This window comes from Agrobacterium sp. SUL3, assembly GCF_001263295.1.
GTDB classification, from domain to species: Bacteria; Pseudomonadota; Alphaproteobacteria; order Rhizobiales; family Rhizobiaceae; genus Agrobacterium; species Agrobacterium tomkonis.
Map to the genome: position 1 here is coordinate 251,062 of NZ_KQ414501.1, position 16,333 is coordinate 267,394.

Annotated in this window: 16 protein-coding genes; 6 read left to right on the forward strand and 10 right to left on the reverse strand. The window is 58.7% G+C overall.

Translation table 11 applies throughout. The features are described 5' to 3' along the window. Nucleotides 1-90 precede the first annotated feature (90 nt). Complete coding sequence (locus AKG12_RS10535; RefSeq protein WP_052818839.1) at nucleotides 91-1,314, forward strand: argininosuccinate synthase; 1,224 nt, start codon at nucleotides 91-93, stop codon at nucleotides 1,312-1,314. A 54-nt stretch (nucleotides 1,315-1,368) separates the two neighbouring features. Here the strand turns inward: AKG12_RS10535 and AKG12_RS10540 are convergent, their stop codons facing one another. The 3 genes from AKG12_RS10540 to AKG12_RS10550 form a co-directional block, all read right to left on the reverse strand. After that, the gene (locus AKG12_RS10540; protein WP_197283314.1) at nucleotides 1,369-2,565 is read right to left on the reverse strand and encodes a multidrug effflux MFS transporter; all 1,197 of its coding nucleotides are present in this window, start codon (nucleotides 2,563-2,565) and stop codon (nucleotides 1,369-1,371) included. Nucleotides 2,566-2,570: 5 nt separating this feature from the next. Next, a complete protein-coding gene (locus AKG12_RS10545) occupies nucleotides 2,571-3,029 on the reverse strand; it encodes a MarR family winged helix-turn-helix transcriptional regulator (protein WP_046799562.1) in 459 nt (152 codons plus the stop codon). 133 nt (nucleotides 3,030-3,162) lie between these two features. Beyond that, entirely contained in the window at nucleotides 3,163-3,519 is a 357-nt protein-coding gene (locus AKG12_RS10550; protein ID WP_285277733.1) for a hypothetical protein, read from the reverse strand. 244 nt (nucleotides 3,520-3,763) lie between these two features. On the opposite strand from AKG12_RS10550, the gene AKG12_RS10555 reads away from it, so the two are divergent. From AKG12_RS10555 to ppa, 4 genes are all read left to right on the forward strand, one after another. After that, nucleotides 3,764-5,824 (forward strand): M3 family metallopeptidase, encoded by a 2,061-nt coding sequence (locus AKG12_RS10555; RefSeq protein WP_052818738.1) that lies wholly within the window; start codon nucleotides 3,764-3,766, stop codon nucleotides 5,822-5,824. A 162-nt stretch (nucleotides 5,825-5,986) separates the two neighbouring features. Beyond that, nucleotides 5,987-7,807 carry a translational GTPase TypA gene (gene typA / locus AKG12_RS10560; protein WP_046799559.1) on the forward strand — a complete coding sequence of 607 codons (1,821 nt, stop codon included), beginning with the start codon at nucleotides 5,987-5,989 and terminating at the stop codon, nucleotides 7,805-7,807. Nucleotides 7,808-8,023: 216 nt separating this feature from the next. Continuing rightward, entirely contained in the window at nucleotides 8,024-8,530 is a 507-nt protein-coding gene (locus AKG12_RS10565) for a GNAT family N-acetyltransferase (protein ID WP_006310825.1), read from the forward strand. A 168-nt stretch (nucleotides 8,531-8,698) separates the two neighbouring features. After that, nucleotides 8,699-9,232, forward strand: a complete 534-nt coding sequence (ppa, locus tag AKG12_RS10570; protein ID WP_003492422.1) for an inorganic diphosphatase — start codon at nucleotides 8,699-8,701, stop codon at nucleotides 9,230-9,232. Between the two features lie 5 nt (nucleotides 9,233-9,237). Here ppa and AKG12_RS30705 read toward each other — a convergent pair whose 3' ends face one another. Both AKG12_RS30705 and AKG12_RS30710 read right to left on the reverse strand, forming a co-directional pair. Continuing rightward, a complete protein-coding gene (locus AKG12_RS30705) occupies nucleotides 9,238-9,549 on the reverse strand; it encodes a DUF167 domain-containing protein (RefSeq protein WP_052818739.1) in 312 nt (103 codons plus the stop codon). Continuing rightward, nucleotides 9,546-9,836: a YggT family protein gene (locus AKG12_RS30710; protein WP_003492418.1), complete on the reverse strand. Its 291-nt coding sequence runs from the start codon at nucleotides 9,834-9,836 to the stop codon at nucleotides 9,546-9,548. Before AKG12_RS30710 ends, AKG12_RS30705 begins: the two co-directional genes overlap by 4 nt. A 137-nt stretch (nucleotides 9,837-9,973) precedes the next feature. Between AKG12_RS30710 and AKG12_RS10585 the strand changes: the two genes are divergently transcribed. Beyond that, complete coding sequence (locus AKG12_RS10585; protein WP_052818740.1) at nucleotides 9,974-11,206, forward strand: MFS transporter; 1,233 nt, start codon at nucleotides 9,974-9,976, stop codon at nucleotides 11,204-11,206. A 12-nt stretch (nucleotides 11,207-11,218) separates the two neighbouring features. Here the strand turns inward: AKG12_RS10585 and AKG12_RS10590 are convergent, their stop codons facing one another. The 5 genes from AKG12_RS10590 to AKG12_RS10610 form a co-directional block, all read right to left on the reverse strand. Further along, on the reverse strand, nucleotides 11,219-11,950 hold the full coding sequence (locus tag AKG12_RS10590) for a glutamine amidotransferase (RefSeq protein ID WP_052818741.1): 732 nt from the start codon (nucleotides 11,948-11,950) through the stop codon (nucleotides 11,219-11,221). After that, nucleotides 11,940-12,428, reverse strand: coding sequence for a tellurite resistance TerB family protein (locus AKG12_RS10595; protein ID WP_052818742.1), 489 nt, complete (start codon nucleotides 12,426-12,428; stop codon nucleotides 11,940-11,942). Before AKG12_RS10595 ends, AKG12_RS10590 begins: the two co-directional genes overlap by 11 nt. Before the next feature lie 14 nt (nucleotides 12,429-12,442). Then, nucleotides 12,443-14,059: a heme biosynthesis protein HemY gene (locus AKG12_RS10600; protein ID WP_052818743.1), complete on the reverse strand. Its 1,617-nt coding sequence runs from the start codon at nucleotides 14,057-14,059 to the stop codon at nucleotides 12,443-12,445. 4 nt (nucleotides 14,060-14,063) lie between these two features. Then, nucleotides 14,064-15,515, reverse strand: a complete 1,452-nt coding sequence (locus AKG12_RS10605) for a COG4223 family protein (RefSeq protein WP_052818744.1) — start codon at nucleotides 15,513-15,515, stop codon at nucleotides 14,064-14,066. Nucleotides 15,516-15,588: 73 nt separating this feature from the next. Further along, nucleotides 15,589-16,329, reverse strand: a complete 741-nt coding sequence (locus AKG12_RS10610) for a uroporphyrinogen-III synthase (protein ID WP_052818745.1) — start codon at nucleotides 16,327-16,329, stop codon at nucleotides 15,589-15,591. Nucleotides 16,330-16,333 lie beyond the last annotated feature (4 nt).

A 16,333-nucleotide genomic window follows, 5' to 3' on the forward strand; every position in this document is an offset into this window, starting at 1 on the left:
TTCACACATTTCGGGTTGCACTGTAAAAGTGCCGAAATCCCAAGGAAATGGCGGTGCCCGGATGCCGTCATCATGCAGATGGACATCACTATGGCACTTCCGAAAGACGTTAAGAAAGTCGTTCTCGCCTATTCCGGCGGTCTCGACACCTCGATCATCCTGAAATGGCTTCAGACGGAACTCGGCGCTGAAGTCGTGACCTTCACTGCCGATCTCGGCCAGGGCGAAGAGCTTGAGCCGGCGCGCAAGAAGGCCGAGATGCTGGGCATCAAGGAAATCTTCATCGAGGACGTCCGCGAAGAATTCGTGCGCGATTTCGTATTCCCGATGTTTCGCGCCAACGCCGTTTATGAAGGCGTCTATCTGCTCGGCACCTCGATTGCCCGTCCGCTGATTTCCAAGCACCTGATCGAGATCGCCAAGAAGACCGGCGCTGACGCCATTGCCCATGGCGCCACCGGCAAGGGTAACGACCAGGTCCGTTTCGAGCTTTCGGCCTATGCGCTGAACCCCGACATCAAGATCATTGCGCCGTGGCGCGACTGGGCGTTCAAGAGCCGTACCGATCTTCTGGAATTCGCCGAACAGAACCAGATCCCGGTCGCCAAGGACAAGAAGGGCGAAGCGCCTTTCTCGGTTGACGCCAACCTGCTGCACTCCTCTTCCGAGGGCAAGGTTCTGGAAGACCCGGCACGGGAAGCGCCTGAATATGTGCATATGCGCACCATTTCCCCGGAAGCGGCGCCGGACAAGGCAACCGTCATCAAGGTCGGTTTCCGCAAGGGCGATGCCTGCTCCATCAACGGCGTTGAAATGTCGCCCGCGACGCTTCTCGCCACGCTCAACAATTACGGCCGCGAAAACGGCATCGGCCGTCTTGATCTGGTCGAGAACCGTTTCGTCGGCATGAAGTCGCGCGGCGTTTATGAAACGCCCGGCGGCACGATCCTGCTTGCCGCACATCGCGCCATCGAATCCATCACGCTCGACCGGGGTGCAGCGCATCTCAAGGACGATCTGATGCCGCGTTACGCTGAACTCATCTACTACGGCTTCTGGTTCTCGCCGGAGCGTGAAATGCTTCAGGCGCTGATCGACAAGAGCCAGGAACATGTGGAAGGCGAAGTGACGCTGAAGCTCTACAAGGGCAATGTCATGGTAACCGGCCGCGAGAGCGAAAAGTCGCTCTATTCCGACGCGCTGGTGACCTTCGAGGACGACCACGGCGCTTACGACCAGAAGGATGCGGCAGGCTTCATCAAGCTCAATGCACTGCGTCTTCGCACGCTCGCCAAGCGTAACCTCGGCAAATAATTCTGCTGTCGTGGAAATAATGAAACCCGCTGGCTGCGACGCCGGCGGGTTTTTTCATGTCTCTCTTCTGGAGACGATGCGGAAGCCGATATAGCTGGCGACGGCGGTGAATTCCATCACCGGAATGATGATGCCGAAGCCGGTCAAAGGTGAGCCGATGAGCGAGGCTGCCGCACCACCCGCAAAACCCGATCCCATCTGGATGAAGCCCATCATCGCCGAGGCCGAACCGGCAATATGCGGGAACGGTGCAAGGGCCGCCGTCACCATGGATGGCGTCAGCAAGGCTATGCCGACTGTTGCGACCGCCACGGGTCCCATGATCGAAAGGAAGGATGGCGGTATCAGGAATACCGACAGCAGGATGAGGAGACCGCCTGTTGCCGAAAAACAGAGACCAAGTATGACCGAACGGCGGTCACCCAATCGCGGCGCGATATAACGCAGGGCGATGGAGCCGAAGAAATAGGCGCCGGTTTGCATCAGCATGCCGATGCCGAATGCGGTGGGGGTCATGCCGACTTCATTGATGAGAATGAAGGTCAGCATGGTGGCCTGCGCATAAAGCGCGCCGATGGAACCGCCGAGCACGAGTGCGGCAAGAAGAAAACGTGGCTGTGTGAGCAATGTGCCATAGGCAGACAGGAGACGGCGGGGGCGGATCAGGTTTCTGTCCGGGACTGTCGTTTCGCGCAGAAAGACCACGACCGAAAAGATGGCGATGGCCCCGAGACCGGCCATGAGGAAAAACACCGATTGCCAGCCGAAGGCTGCAAGGGATAGCCCGCCGATTGTTGGTCCCATGGCCGGGCCGACGGCCAGCATGATGCCGATGAGGTTCATGATGCTGGAGGCGTCAGCGCCGGTGAACTGGTCGCGGACCACCGCGCGCGCCACTGTCATGCCGACGGAGGCGCCGATGCCCTGTACCAGCCGTGCGACGAGCAGGACTTCAATCGTCGGTGCAAAAACGGCAAGCAGCCCGCCGCCGAGAAAGATTGAAAGAAAGAACAGGCTGGCCTTTCGCCGTCCAAAAGCGTCGGATGCCGGTCCGGCTATCAACTGGGCGATGGCGAAACCGGCAAAATAAAGCGACAGGCTGAGTTTGACGGCGGGCTCGGTGGTGGCGAAAACCCGTGTCAGCTCCGGCATGGCAGGTGTATAGATCGCCATGGAAATGGGCGCCAGCGCCGTCAGTAACGCACCCAGTATTGCCGTACGCTTTCTGGACATGATCGTTTCTGGCGGCATTGCGATCAGCTGTTCTGGCTCGGCTGTTCCGGCTGCAGATTGTTACGAAGTGTCTGCAGGAAGCTGCGGAAGAGCGCAACTTCTTCCTCGTTCAGACCCTGGGTGGCGTGACGAACCAGCTGGTCGATTTCCTGCCGCACGGCTTCAAGCATGTCGGCAGATGTTTTCGTCAACACGATGCGCTTGGAACGTCTGTCCTGCGGGTCCTGCTGGCGCTCGATGAGGTCAAGCGATTGCAGCTTGTCGAGATAGGCGCAGATCGTCATGGGCTCAATGCCGAGGCGGGCGGCGATGTCAGATTGTTTACTGCCATCAACGACGGCAACCGTCAGCAATGCTCTTGCCTCGCCGGGGGTCAAGCCCAGTCCGGCTTCGGAAATGCGGCGCTCAAATGCACTGTTCAGCAGACGCGCGCCGCTGTTCAGCAAAAATGCCAATGAATCTTTTTCGCGTTTCGTGCCCATGCTTCGCCTTTTCGTAAGTCAGCCTTACTAAATTCCGGGCGATAATCAATGGTACACAAATCATATTGTCGAAAATCGAGTAAAGTATGTGTCAGTTCGGTTGCTATATGCTCAAAAAGATAGTCGAAGATCGTTACGCCAAAGCAAAAAAAGACAGGACGTCCTGCATTTTTTGCGCCTCTTCCGCCGTGCCGATGGAGCTGGCGATTTCGGCCCGGTCGGAAAAATACGACAGGAAGTCGAAATCCGTATCATCGGTCACGTCGGATATGTCGATTACCTCACCCTTGGCGTTCAGCGTCTGCACCGGCAGTTCGGAGGAAAGCTCAAGCCAGGTATCGTGGCCGATTTTCCCCGCATCGTAATATTCCCGGGCGATTTCGCGCAATTCGCGCGGGCTGATGCGGGTGAAATCGATGCGTTTCACCGTCTCCTCGAAGGCTGCACCTGCATCGGATTTGGCCGCCTTGCCGAAATCGGTATTGCCCACGGATCTGGCATTTCTGGAATTGTCCCTGAAAAGGAAATTATTAGAGGACCTTAAAGAATAAATCTCCATAATACATATCTCCATCATGGGATATTATTTCAATAAACCAGATCATGTCGCCGTGGCTCCGGTCAATACTTTGCCGTGCAGACATTGGCGTATTCCACACCAAATTCCGGATATTGAATTGGCGGTGGAGGCGTGCCCATATGGGTTTAAACCGGAATTGTACAAGGAAGATGAAATGCCATCCAAGACCGCGCTTTATCCCGCACTCGTTACCTGGAACGGTCACAACGGTCTGCCGAAATTCGATGCGGTCAAGGATGAGGATTTCGCTCCGGCCTTCGAAGCTGCCCTTCTGTCGCATGAACAGGAAATCGATGCGATTGCCGGCAATGCTCAGGCGCCGACGTTTGAAAACACCGTGACCGCGCTCGAAATAGCAGGCGACGAACTTTCGCGCATTTCAGCCCTGTTCTGGAACAAGGCGGGGGCGCATACCAATGGCGCCATTCAGGCACTGGAGCGGGAAATCGCACCGAAAATGTCGCGGCACTATTCGAAGATCGGCATGAATGAGGCCCTGTTCAAGCGTATCGATACGTTGTGGGAGAAGCGCGATTCGCTTGGGCTGACGGGCGAGGAAAAGCGTGTTCTCGAACGCCACTGGAAGGGTTTCGTGCGCTCCGGCGCCAAGTTGCAGAAGGACCGGCAGGAACGGCTGGCGACCATCAACGAGGAGCTTGCCGGTCTTGGCGCCAGCTTCGGGCAGAATGTGCTGGCGGATGAAAAGAGCTGGAAACTGCTACTTGCCACGGAAGAGGAGCTTGCCGGCATTCCCGGCTTTCTGCGCGATGCGATGGCGGGTGCTGCCCGCGAGCATGGCGAAGACGGGAAATTCGCCGTTACCCTTTCCCGCTCGATCATCGAGCCTTTTCTGACCTTTTCCGAGCGCCGGGATTTGCGCGAACAAGCCTTCAAGGCCTGGGCGGCGCGGGGTGAAAACGGTGGCGAGACCGACAATCGCGAGATCGTCCATCGCACACTCGAACTGCGTGAGGAGAAGGCAAAGCTTCTCGGTTACGCGAATTTTGCCGCCTATAAGCTCGACGACACAATGGCAAAAACGCCCGACGCCGTGAACGGCCTTCTCGGTCAGGTCTGGGAAAAGGCAGTTCTTCGCGCCGCTGAAGAAGAGGCCGAGCTTGCCGCCATCATTGCCGAGGAAGGCAGGAACCACGAGGTTTTGCCATGGGACTGGCGGCATTATGCAGAAAAGCTGCGGACACGGAAATTCAGCTTCTCCGAGACTGAGTTGAAACCCTATCTGCAACTGGAAAAGATCATCGAGGCCTGCTTCGATGTGGCCAACCGGCTCTTCGGAATTCGCGCCGTGGAAGCAAAGGGCGTTGCCGCCTACCATCCGGATGTGCGGGTTTTCGAAATCCGCGATGAACAGGGCGATCTGAAAGCCATGTTCCTCGGCGATTATTTCGCCCGTCCTTCCAAGCGTTCCGGCGCGTGGATGAGTTCGTTCCAGTCACAGCACAAGCTGCCGTTGAAGAACGGCACCGTTGGCGAAATACCGATCATCTACAATGTCTGCAATTTCGCGAAACCGGCCGAGGGAAAACCGGCGCTGCTCTCGCTCGACGATGCACGCACGCTGTTTCATGAATTCGGCCACGCGCTGCATGGCATGTTGTCTGATGTTACCTACCCTTCCGTGTCCGGAACGGGTGTCTCGCGCGATTTCGTCGAATTGCCGTCGCAGCTTTACGAACATTGGCTGACGGTTCCGGAAATCCTGGAAAAATATGCCCTGCATTATGAAACCGGTGCGCCGATGCCGAAAGCGCTGCTGGACAAGGTTCTGGCCGCGCAGACCTTCAATGCCGGTTTCAGCACGGTGGAATTTACTTCTTCGGCCATTGTCGACATGGCGTTTCACACCCGCGACAGCGTCGGTGATCCAATGGCCGTGCAGGGTGAGGTGCTTTCCGCGCTCAACATGCCGAAATCCATCGTCATGCGGCATGCGACGCCGCATTTCCAGCATGTGTTCTCCGGTGACGGTTATTCCGCCGGTTATTATTCCTACATGTGGTCGGAGGTGCTGGATGCCGATGCGTTTTCCGCTTTTGAGGAAACCGGCAATGCCTTTGATGGTGAGATGGCGCGCCGGCTGAAGGACAATATCTATTCTGTCGGCGGTTCCATCGATCCGGAGGAGGCCTATCTTGCCTTCCGCGGCAAGATGCCTAGCCCGGACGCCATGCTGTTGAAGCGCGGCCTCGTATAAGAGTACGCTATAAAAGACTGTCATATTTCTGAGCTAGAACCGGAGCGCAGGGGGCTTATGACAAGCCCCCCCTTTCGCATTTGCAAAAAAAAGGTTATGAGCGCGCCAAACTAAATTGGCGCATCTCACGATAGTAGCGCCCAACCTCAGAGATTTTGAACAATGGCACTTCGCAACATCGCGATCATCGCGCACGTTGACCATGGAAAAACGACGCTCGTGGACGAGCTTCTGAAGCAGTCCGGCTCGTTCCGCGACAACCAGCGCGTCGCCGAGCGTGTGATGGACAGCAACGATCTCGAAAAGGAACGTGGCATCACCATTCTCGCCAAGGCGACCTCGGTGGAGTGGAAGGGTGTTCGCATCAACATCGTCGACACCCCCGGCCACGCCGACTTCGGCGGTGAAGTCGAGCGTATCCTGTCGATGGTGGATGGCGCGATCGTTCTGGTCGATTCGTCCGAAGGCCCGATGCCGCAGACCAAGTTCGTGGTCAGCAAGGCGCTGAAGGTTGGTCTTCGCCCGATCGTCGCGATCAACAAGATCGACCGTCCGGATGGCCGTCATGAAGAAGTCATCAACGAAGTGTTCGACCTTTTCGCGAACCTCGACGCCACCGACGAGCAGCTCGACTTCCCGATCCTTTACGGTTCCGGCCGTGACGGCTGGATGAACGTCAACCCGGAAGGTCCGAAGGATCAGGGTCTTGCACCCTTGCTCGACCTGGTTCTCGAGCATGTTCCGGAGCCCAAGGTCGAAGAAGGCCCGTTCCGTCTTATCGGCACGATCCTTGAAGCCAACCCTTTCCTCGGCCGTATCATCACCGGTCGTATCGCCTCCGGTTCGATCAAGCCGAACCAGGCCGTGAAGGTGCTCGGCCAGGACGGCAAGACGATCGAAACCGGTCGTATTTCCAAGATTCTCGCATTCCGCGGTATCGAGCGCACCGCGATCGATGAGGCTCATGCGGGCGACATCGTTGCGATCGCCGGCCTTTCCAAGGGCACTGTCGCAGACACCTTCTGTGATCCCTCCGTCACCGAGGCGATGACCGCGCAGCCGATCGATCCGCCAACCGTTACCATGTCCTTCATCGTCAACGACAGCCCGCTTGCCGGCACCGAAGGTGACAAGGTTACGAGCCGCGTTATCCGCGACCGCCTGTTCAAGGAAGCCGAAGGCAACGTTGCGCTGAAGATTGAAGAAGCCGAAGGCAAGGATTCGTTCTTCGTGTCCGGCCGTGGCGAATTGCAGCTGGCCGTTCTGATCGAAACCATGCGCCGCGAAGGCTTCGAGCTTGCTGTGTCGCGTCCGCGCGTTGTGATGCACAAGGATGAGAACGGCACCCTGCTGGAGCCGATCGAAGAAGTCGTGATCGACGTTGATGAAGAGCATTCCGGCGTCGTCGTTCAGAAGATGTCCGAGCGCAAGGCTGAAATGGCCGAGCTTCGTCCTTCCGGCGGCAATCGCGTTCGCCTGAAGTTCTACGCCCCGACCCGTGGCCTGATCGGCTACCAGTCTGAACTTTTGACCGACACGCGCGGCACGGCGATCATGAACCGTCTGTTCCATGACTATCAGCCCTTCAAGGGCCAGATCGCTGGTCGCGTCAACGGCGTTCTGCTGTCGAATGGTTCGGGCGAAGCCGTCGCTTACGCCATGTTCAACCTTGAAGATCGCGGCCCGATGATCATCGAGCCGGGTGAGAAGGTTTATGCTGGCATGATCATCGGCATTCACACGCGCGACAACGATCTCGAAGTGAACGTGCTGAAGGGCAAGCAGCTGACCAACATTCGCGCCGCCGGCAAGGATGAAGCCGTCAAGCTGACCCCGCCGATCCGCATGACGCTCGATCGCGCTCTTTCCTGGATCCAGGAAGACGAGCTGATGGAAGTGACGCCGAAGTCCATCCGTCTGCGCAAGATGTTCCTCGATGCCAACGACCGCAAGCGTTTCGAAAAGGCCAAGCTTGCTGTCTGATTGCGACTTGTCGTGACGAATTTGAAAGAACCCGGCTTCGAGCCGGGTTTTTTTATGCATTCGTTTTTATGTGTGCATGAGTCGAAAGGTGCTTGTGTCAAAGGTTAAGGATGCGTTAATTTTTGCTGGTCGTCCACATGAATAGGCTGTGGGTAAGCTTGCCGGTGTTAACCTTTATGACTGGCAAGTTTCCGTGGCCGGGGCCAGAATCGCGTTATGAAAACGTTATCCATCGATGTTCGCCGTGCCGAGCCGCATGATGCGCGCGCCATCTCCGAAGCGCACCGTCTGTCGTGGCAACAGGCCTATGCGGGGCTGATCCCGCACCGGCCGTTGACGCAGATGCTGGAACGCCGCGGCGAAATCTGGTGGAAGAAGGCGACCAGAGGCTCCGCCACCATGCTGGTGGTGGAAGTGGCCGGTGTGGTTGCCGGATATGCGACGCTGGGCCTCAGCCGGGCGCGTGGGCTGCCGCATGACGGCGAGATTTACGAACTTTATCTGCGGCCGGAATATCAGGGCATCGGGCTCGGCTCGCTGCTGTTTACGGAGGCCCGCAGGCTGCTGACATCGCTCGGCTGCAATGGCATCGTCGTCTGGTGCCTCGAAGACAGTGACGTCGCCAATCGGTTCTTCCGTTCGCACGGCGGCCGAGACATTGCCGAAGGCATGGAAGATTTCGGCGGCAAGTCGTTACGCAAGGTTGGTTTCGTCTGGAACTGACAAAAGCTGCGGATGGATTGCGTATTGGCGTGGTTTTTCCCGTCGCCATGCGTAATCGCGATAACCTCAAATCCCGCATTCTGCCTAATCCGCTCAAAGCCATGTTGCAATGCGGCGACTTTCCCAGTATCGAAAACCAAATCCAACCCGTCGAATTGAGGGAAGCGAATGCGTATCGATGCAATTTCCATAGGCAAGAACCCGCCGGATGACGTGAATGTTATCGTTGAGGTGCCGGTCGGTGGCCATCCGATCAAGTACGAGATGGACAAAGACGCCGGTGCGCTGATCGTTGATCGCTTCCTCTACACGCCGATGACCTATCCGGGTAACTATGGCTTCGTGCCGCACACGCTGTCCGACGATGGCGACCCGATCGACGTTCTCATCTGCAACACCCGCCCGCTGGTTCCCGGCTGTGTTATCAACGTCCGTCCCATCGGCGTGATGATCATGGAAGATGATGGCGGCAAGGACGAGAAAATCCTCGCTGTTCCGGCTCCGAAGCTGACGCGCCGTTACGACAAGGTTCACAACTACACCGACCTGCCGGAAATCACGCTGAAGCAGATCGAGCACTTCTTCGAGCACTACAAGGATCTGGAGCCCGGCAAGTGGGTGAAGATGGGCGGCTGGCAGGATGTCGACGTTGCCAAGAAGCTGATCGTCGAAGCCATTGAGCGCTACAAGGCGCAGGGCTGATCGGCTTAACCCATCAGCTTTTTAAAGAGCTTTTCGAAATCCTCCGGGTCGGTGTCGATCCGGAGGATTTTTTTGCGCGCTGTTTCGCCTGAAATGATGGTGATGGACGATTTGGGCAGCCTGAGTTTTTTTGCCAGCAAAACAATCAGGGCCTTGTTCGCCTTGCCGTCTTCCGGCACGGCACTGACGCGGGCTTTCACATAGGCGCGTCCGTCCGCATGCTGCTCCACACCGTCAATCGCATCCCGCCCGCCGCCCGGTGTCAGGCGAACGGACAGGCGGACATGACCATCGTGTTTCTGCCAGCAGCCACTCAAACGGTCATCGGATAAAGCGTGTTCCACATGAAGGAGCGGATGAAGAAGATGATCAGCAGCAGGATGATCGGCGAAATGTCGATGCCGCCGAGATTGGGCAGAATGCGGCGGATGGGGCGCAGGGCCGGTTCCGTGACATTGACCAGGAAGCTGCCGATGGCATTCACAAACTGGTTGCGGGAATTGATGACGTTGAAGGCATACAGCCAGGAAAAAATGGCGCTGGCGATCAGCACCCACGTGTAGAGGTTCAAAGCCAGATCGATGGTCTGAAACAGGGCAAGCATCAATATCTCCGTATCTTGGTTGCAAGACATTTAGACATTCGCTGGTGAACGGGCAAGTGTTGCGCCAATAGGGCTGGCGATTCTTGTGATATCGCTCTATTGCAAACGTCTCATATTCTCTCGAGAGCACCCAGCCGATGTCCCTGCCTTCTGCCGAAAACCGTTTCGGTGCATTCCGGCATAGTTCCTATCGTCGCTTCTTCAGCGCCCGCTTTTTTTCAGCCTTCGCCATCCAGATTGTCAGCGTCTCAGTCGGCTGGCAGATGTACGAGGTGACCGGTAACGCCTTTTATCTCGGTCTGATCGGGCTTTTTCAGTTTCTGCCGTCGCTGCTTTTGATCCTCGTTACCGGAACAGTTGCCGATAGACACAATCGCAGGCGTATCATGGCCGTTTGCCTTGTGGTCGCGGCTGGCTGCGCCGCCGCCCTGCTTGGTTTGACGCTGACGCACAGCTTTTCTCCGTGGCCGGTTTTCGCCATTCTGGTCGTGTTCGGAATTGAGCGGGCGTTCATGGGGCCGGCGGTTCAATCGCTGGCACCCAATCTTGTGCCCGTCGAGGATTTGCCGAACGCCATAGCGTGGAATTCTTCTTCCTGGCAGATGGCATCCATTCTTGGCCCGGTTGCGGGTGGTCTGCTTTATGGTCTCGGCGCTTCCGTCGCCTACATTGTGGCATTCATGCTCTTCATCGTGTCAGCGACGCTGGCGGTGACAATCCGCAAGCCGGAACAACGCGGCCCGGCGAAAGCCATCAGCCTCGAAACAATGCTGGCAGGCTTCAAATTCATTTCGCAGGAAAAAATCGTCCTTGGCGCCATTTCGCTCGACCTCTTCGCGGTCCTGCTGGGCGGCGCAGTCGCCCTGATGCCGATTTTCGCCAAGGAAGTTCTGACGCTCGGGCCATGGGGTCTCGGGTTGTTGCGCGCCGCCCCCGGCATTGGTGCAATTACCGTTGCGGTCATTCTGGCCTTCAGGCCCATCCGCCACCATGCCGGCCTGCTGATGTTTATTGGTGTTGGCCTCTTCGGCATTTCTACTGTCGTGTTTGGTCTCTCCGAAACCGCGTGGGTGTCCATTGCCGCATTGGTGGTCATGGGCGCATCGGACATGGTGTCGGTTTATGTGCGGGAAACCCTGATCGCGCTCTGGACGCCGGATGAGGTGCGCGGGCGTGTGAATGCGGTGAACATGGTGTTTGTGGGTGCATCGAACGAGCTGGGTGAATTCCGTGCCGGCACCATGGCGCATGTCGTCGGGGCGGTGCCTGCCGTCGTCATTGGTGGAGCAGGCACGCTTGCTGTCGCGGTTATCTGGGCGCTCGGTTTTTCGAAACTGCGCAAGATCGACAATCTGGATGCGCCGCGCTGACGGCAACGGGCCTCAGCGCTGGGCCTTGCCCTCAAAAACCAGATCGAGGAAATTGCTGAGCCAAGAGCGGAGCGGCGTGTCGAACAACATGCGGCCCTCAAGGTGCTGGCTGCCGACCTGCGCATTCGGCATGCCAAAGCGCTGCGCGCCGCGCACCACCCAGCTGTGCATCATGGCGCGGGTGAGTTCGGCGTGAAACTGTAGCCCCCAGGCATTTTTACCATACCGATAAGCCTGGTTGGGATAGGTTTCGCCCGATGCTAGAAGCTCGGCTCCGCGCGGCAGCTCGAACCCTTCCTTGTGGAAATGATAAACCATCTTCGGCCAATGCGGCATCAAAAGCCGTCCGTGTTCGGTAGCGTGAAGCGGATACCAGCCGATTTCCACCTTGCCGTCCCGGTCGGCCTCAACCTTGCCGCCCAGATGTTTGGACAACATCTGCGCGCCAAGACAGATGCCAAGAAAGGGCTTGTTCTCCTTCAGCGGAACCTTCAGCCAGTCGATTTCGGTTTTGACATAATCATGCGGGTCATTGGCGCTCATTGGGCCGCCGAAGATGATGGCGCCCGCGTGTTTCTCGAGTGTCTGCGGCAGGTCGTCGCCGAGCGCGGGTCGCCTTATATCCAGCCGATACCCTTTTTCCACCAGCATCTGGCCGACGCGGCCGGGCGTGGAACGTTCCTGATGCAGGACGATGAGCAGCGAAGGTTGTTTTCCCTGTTGCCTGGAAGGGTCAAACAGCATCGTCTTCGTTTTCGCTTTCTTCAGCGGGCCCGGACCTCGTGGCGGCCTGCTGACGTTGCAGAACCCTGTCGCGCACTGAAACACCAAGCAGATCGGCAACTCGCCAGATCACATGGTCTTCCATTTCGCTTCGTTCGCCGTCAGCGTAAACAATATCCCATAATATGCCAATAAGCTCCACCCGCTGATCTTCATCGAGATGGCGGCGGATATCGGTGGTGAAGCGGTAATAATCGACCGCTTCCTTGCCCGCCTCCTGACCGGCGGCGAGAAGCGCATCAAGCTTGCCGGAATCGAGATGGTAATAATCCTGAAGGATTTCGCGCAGGCGGTCACGCTCGCTTTTCGAGACGGTGCCATCCGCTTCCATTACCTGAAAACAGAGGGCGGCGACTGCCACCCTTAAATCATCCGGGCTGAAATCATCCGCATGCGGGCCGACGAGGTTTTGAATAAACGACTGAATCCGGTTGAGCATCGATATCCTGTTCGTCAGAAGAGTTTGAGCCGGGTCTTGGGTTCGGCTTCTGCGCCGGGTTTCTTGACGCCGGGATCATCCGGCGCGCCGCCGAAGAAGGGTACCGCTTCCGCCTTCTCGTCCGCTGCTTTGGTTTCAACGGGCGCTTCGATAGTGGCGGGCTTTTTTTCCTTCGGAGCCGATACGGTAGGCGCGACCTCTATCGGTTCGGCGGGAACGGGTTTCGGCTCGGCGCGAGGCTCGGGAGCAGCTTCGACGACGATTGTTTTCGCAACCGGTTCCGCCCTTGCGGGTGCTGCGGCCATCGCATTTTCGATTGTCAGGTCTTCGACTGGACCTTCGAGCTGGCCAAAAGGTGCTTTCCATTCAAAGGCATCGAGACGGCCCGTCACTGGCGAAACCGGCAGCCATTTTTCCGAAACGACGCCATCCGCCACCCATGCGGGGTCACGCGGCGCGCGCAGCGCCTGCGCCATCCAGTAACGCACCCGGCCCTGATCACCCGTTTCAGCCTCTTCGATATCGGCCATCAGCAGGAAGATGCTTTCACGCGGCTCGATCCGGGCTGCGGCTTCGGCCTTGGCCCGCGCCTTGGCAAATTCCTTGGCATCGAGCGCCGCCTGCGCCACGGCGAACAGGGATTCGATATTGTTGGGCTTCAGGCTTTCCAGCCGCTCGGCGCGTTTCAGCCGGTCGATGGCGGTATCGCCGCTGCGGGCGCGGACATAAAGCTCGGCGATCTGCGGGTGCGGATCGGTTTTCCACACCGGCTCCAGAACCGTGGCGGCCTTGCGCAGATTGTCCTCGCGCAGATAGGATTTTGCTGCGATCAGCGCTGCCGGAACGAGGCTCTTTGCGAGCTTGAGGGCGTGTTTGGCGTCCTCGCGCGCGCCGACCGGATCGCTTTCCAGCTTTTCGCCGGCCTTGGCGGTGAGAAGCACCGCTTTCAGCCGTTCCGCCTCGCCTCGTTCGATGACGCTGGCTGCCTTCTGCTGGTCGAGCAGGCGGATCGCGTCATCCCATTGTCCGTTACGACAACGATTTTCCAGCGTCGCCTGGGCTGCCCAGGGCAGGTAGGGGGCTTTTTCCGCTGCATCCTCGGCATATTGCTGGGCGGCTTCATAAGCACCCTGACGGCGGGCCTCGATATAAAGGCCGCGAAGGCCAAGCTCTCGGGTTTCGGGATCGCGAGCCATGGCTTCGAACTTGCGGCGCGCTTCGTCATATTTGCCTTCGATGAGATCGGCCTGCGCATCGAGCAGGTGGATCAGCGGCTCCTGATCGGCGTTGAGCAATCCTTGCGTGCGGGCCGTCATCTTGCGGGCGAGGATGGCGTTGCCGGCGCCTGCGGCGATGAGGCCGGTGGAGAGCGCCTGGTAACCGCGGTCGCGCTTGCGGGCACGAAAATAGCGGCGGGCGGCATTGGGCGAGGTCCAGACGGCGTTGACGATCCACCAGACCAGCATGACGGCTGCAACCAGCGCCGCGATGATCGAGGCGGCGACCATCAGGCTCATTTCGATCAACTGGCCCTGCCAGACGATGGAAAGCACGCCCGGCCGGTCCGCAAGCCAGGAAAAACCGAAACCAAGCGCCAGAACGATAAGGGCGAAAGTCAGAATTCTGGTCATGCCCTTACCCCTGCCTGCCGGTGCTGGTGATGGCGCGGTTCAATGTGCCGCCGACCAGATTTTCGACCTCGATGCGCGCATCCAGAGATTTCTTGTAATCGGCGGATGCCGTTTTGGCCGCCTCTGGAAGCCCGTTCCATTCAAGTGCTGCGCCCTGCAGATCACCGTTGCGCAGCTTGTTTTCCATGCGTGCGATCATGGCGTCGGGTGTCTCACCCTCGATATTTCCGACCGGGCGGACCTTCACCAGCGAAAAGGCGCTTTCTGTCAGGCGCTCCATGATGCCCTGATTGGGGTCGGGCTGGTTGATGGCCGACAGCATCGCATTGGCGACATCAGGGAATTTCTGCATCAGCTCCGACCGCGACGGCACGCCGGTTGCGGCAAAGGATTGCAGCGATGTGATGGCTGGATCGTCAGGCGTGACCTTGGAGAGCGTGTCGAGTTCCGTCAGGAACGGCCCGCCACGATCGATCGCGGCCTTCAACGCGGCCGAGGCGATGGCGCGGGCGACTTCGATATCGTCGCGTGGTTCGTTGATCTTGGTTTCCGCATCGGTAAGGCGGCGCGTCAGTTCCGCCGTTGCCGAGGCCTGTGCGGATCGTTCCGATTGCAGGGCGGCTTCCAGCGCGGTGACTTTTTCCGAAAGCCCATCCACCTGCGGGGCCTCACCCTTTGCGCCTTCGAGCGTCGCGATGCGCTGCTCCAGTGCCGACGTGTCCGCTGCCGGGGCATTGGCGAGTTGCTGCCGCAGGCCGGTGATATCGGTTTTCAGTGCAGCGATCTCATCGCTTCCGGCTCTTCCGGAATTGGAGGAGGGCAGTATACCTGCATATTGCATGCTGCCGGCGGCGGCGAGTGCTATGAGGCCGCCGACGATACCCGCCGCGATAAGGCCGGAGGTCGCCGCCTGTTTGCGGTCCGCCTGCTGCGGGGTGGACGGTTTGGCCGGTCCCGAAGACGAGGTCGTGGTCGAGGGTTTGGCAGCGGAGGCGTTGCCGGATGTGCTGGAGGAGGCGGTGGAGCCGAAGGCCGGTTTCGAAGCCGCAGCAGCGGTTGCGGCGGCACTCGTTCCGGCTGTATCCGTGGTCGGTTTTGCCTCGGCTTTGGGCGGAACAGTGGCCTGTGATACCGGCTCTTTCTGCTTGTCCCCGGGGGTCTCGGCCTTCGGTTCGGCGGCTGCGGGGTCCGCTTTGCCAACATTGGGCTCGGGCTCGATAGGGGTTTTCCCGGGCTGGTCCCAGATGGGGGCGGGATTGCCCGTTGCGGCTGCCTCAGGCTTTGTTGCCGGAGTGCCCGGTTCTACAGGCGACGACGGCGTTTTGTCATCGGGCTTTTTGTCCATCCTGGCAGCGTCCCCATCGGCGGAAATTGCTTTCACGTCTTTTGCGTCCAGGTCGATTGTGACCGGTTCGGCTTTGGACTTGGAGTGGCGTGGCGGCTTTCCCGATACCATGACAACCTCATTTCTGCCTGCAGTACTCTAAACCTAGTCAGTGACGGCGGCAAAGGAAAGGGGCGAACGCCAATTAGGTTCCAGAGTACTGGCACAGAAGTTCGAACATCGCCGCCTCGCTCGGCTCTTCGGCGGCGATGGCCTTTGAGCGGAAAATTTCCGGAACCAGAGAAAGCACATTGCGGCTGATGCAGATGAACTGGACCGCCGCCAGCGCTGCCGCATATTTTTCCGCCGACGCATGGCTAAAAAAGGCCCGTGCCGCTTCGGACGAATAGAGCAGGACTACATCGGCAGCGGTGTCGAGAAGGGCCGTTTCAAGCATGGTTTCGGGGATGTTCGAGGGCAGCATCTCGTAACAGTCGACCGTTCTGAAGGGAATGCCCGCTGCGGCAAGGCCTTCCTCGAAGACGGAGCCACGTGGCCTGCCGGCGAGATAGATCAGGGGTTGCCCTTCGGAAAGAAGAGCGCGGTGCTCCGTCACCAGCGCCGTCAGACCCAAGGCATCTCCGGAGGCGGTGAGTATCTGCCCGAAGCCGGTATTTTTCGCCGCTTGCGCTGTTGCTCCACCGACGGCAAAAAGTGGTTTCGACAGATGCGGTGCCAGCTGCTCTTCGAATGTATCCAGCGCCCGCAATGCCTCTGCGCTGGTTACCGCGATGGCCGCCAGGGGGGCGGACAGCGCTGAGATGGCGCGTTCGCCATGATGGATGGGATGAAACAGTGGAAGAAGCACCGGCCGATGGCCGAGCGCTTCAAGCTTTGCGGCCGTCCTTTCGCCCGAACGCTGCGGCCGGGTGACGACGATCCGCATCGGC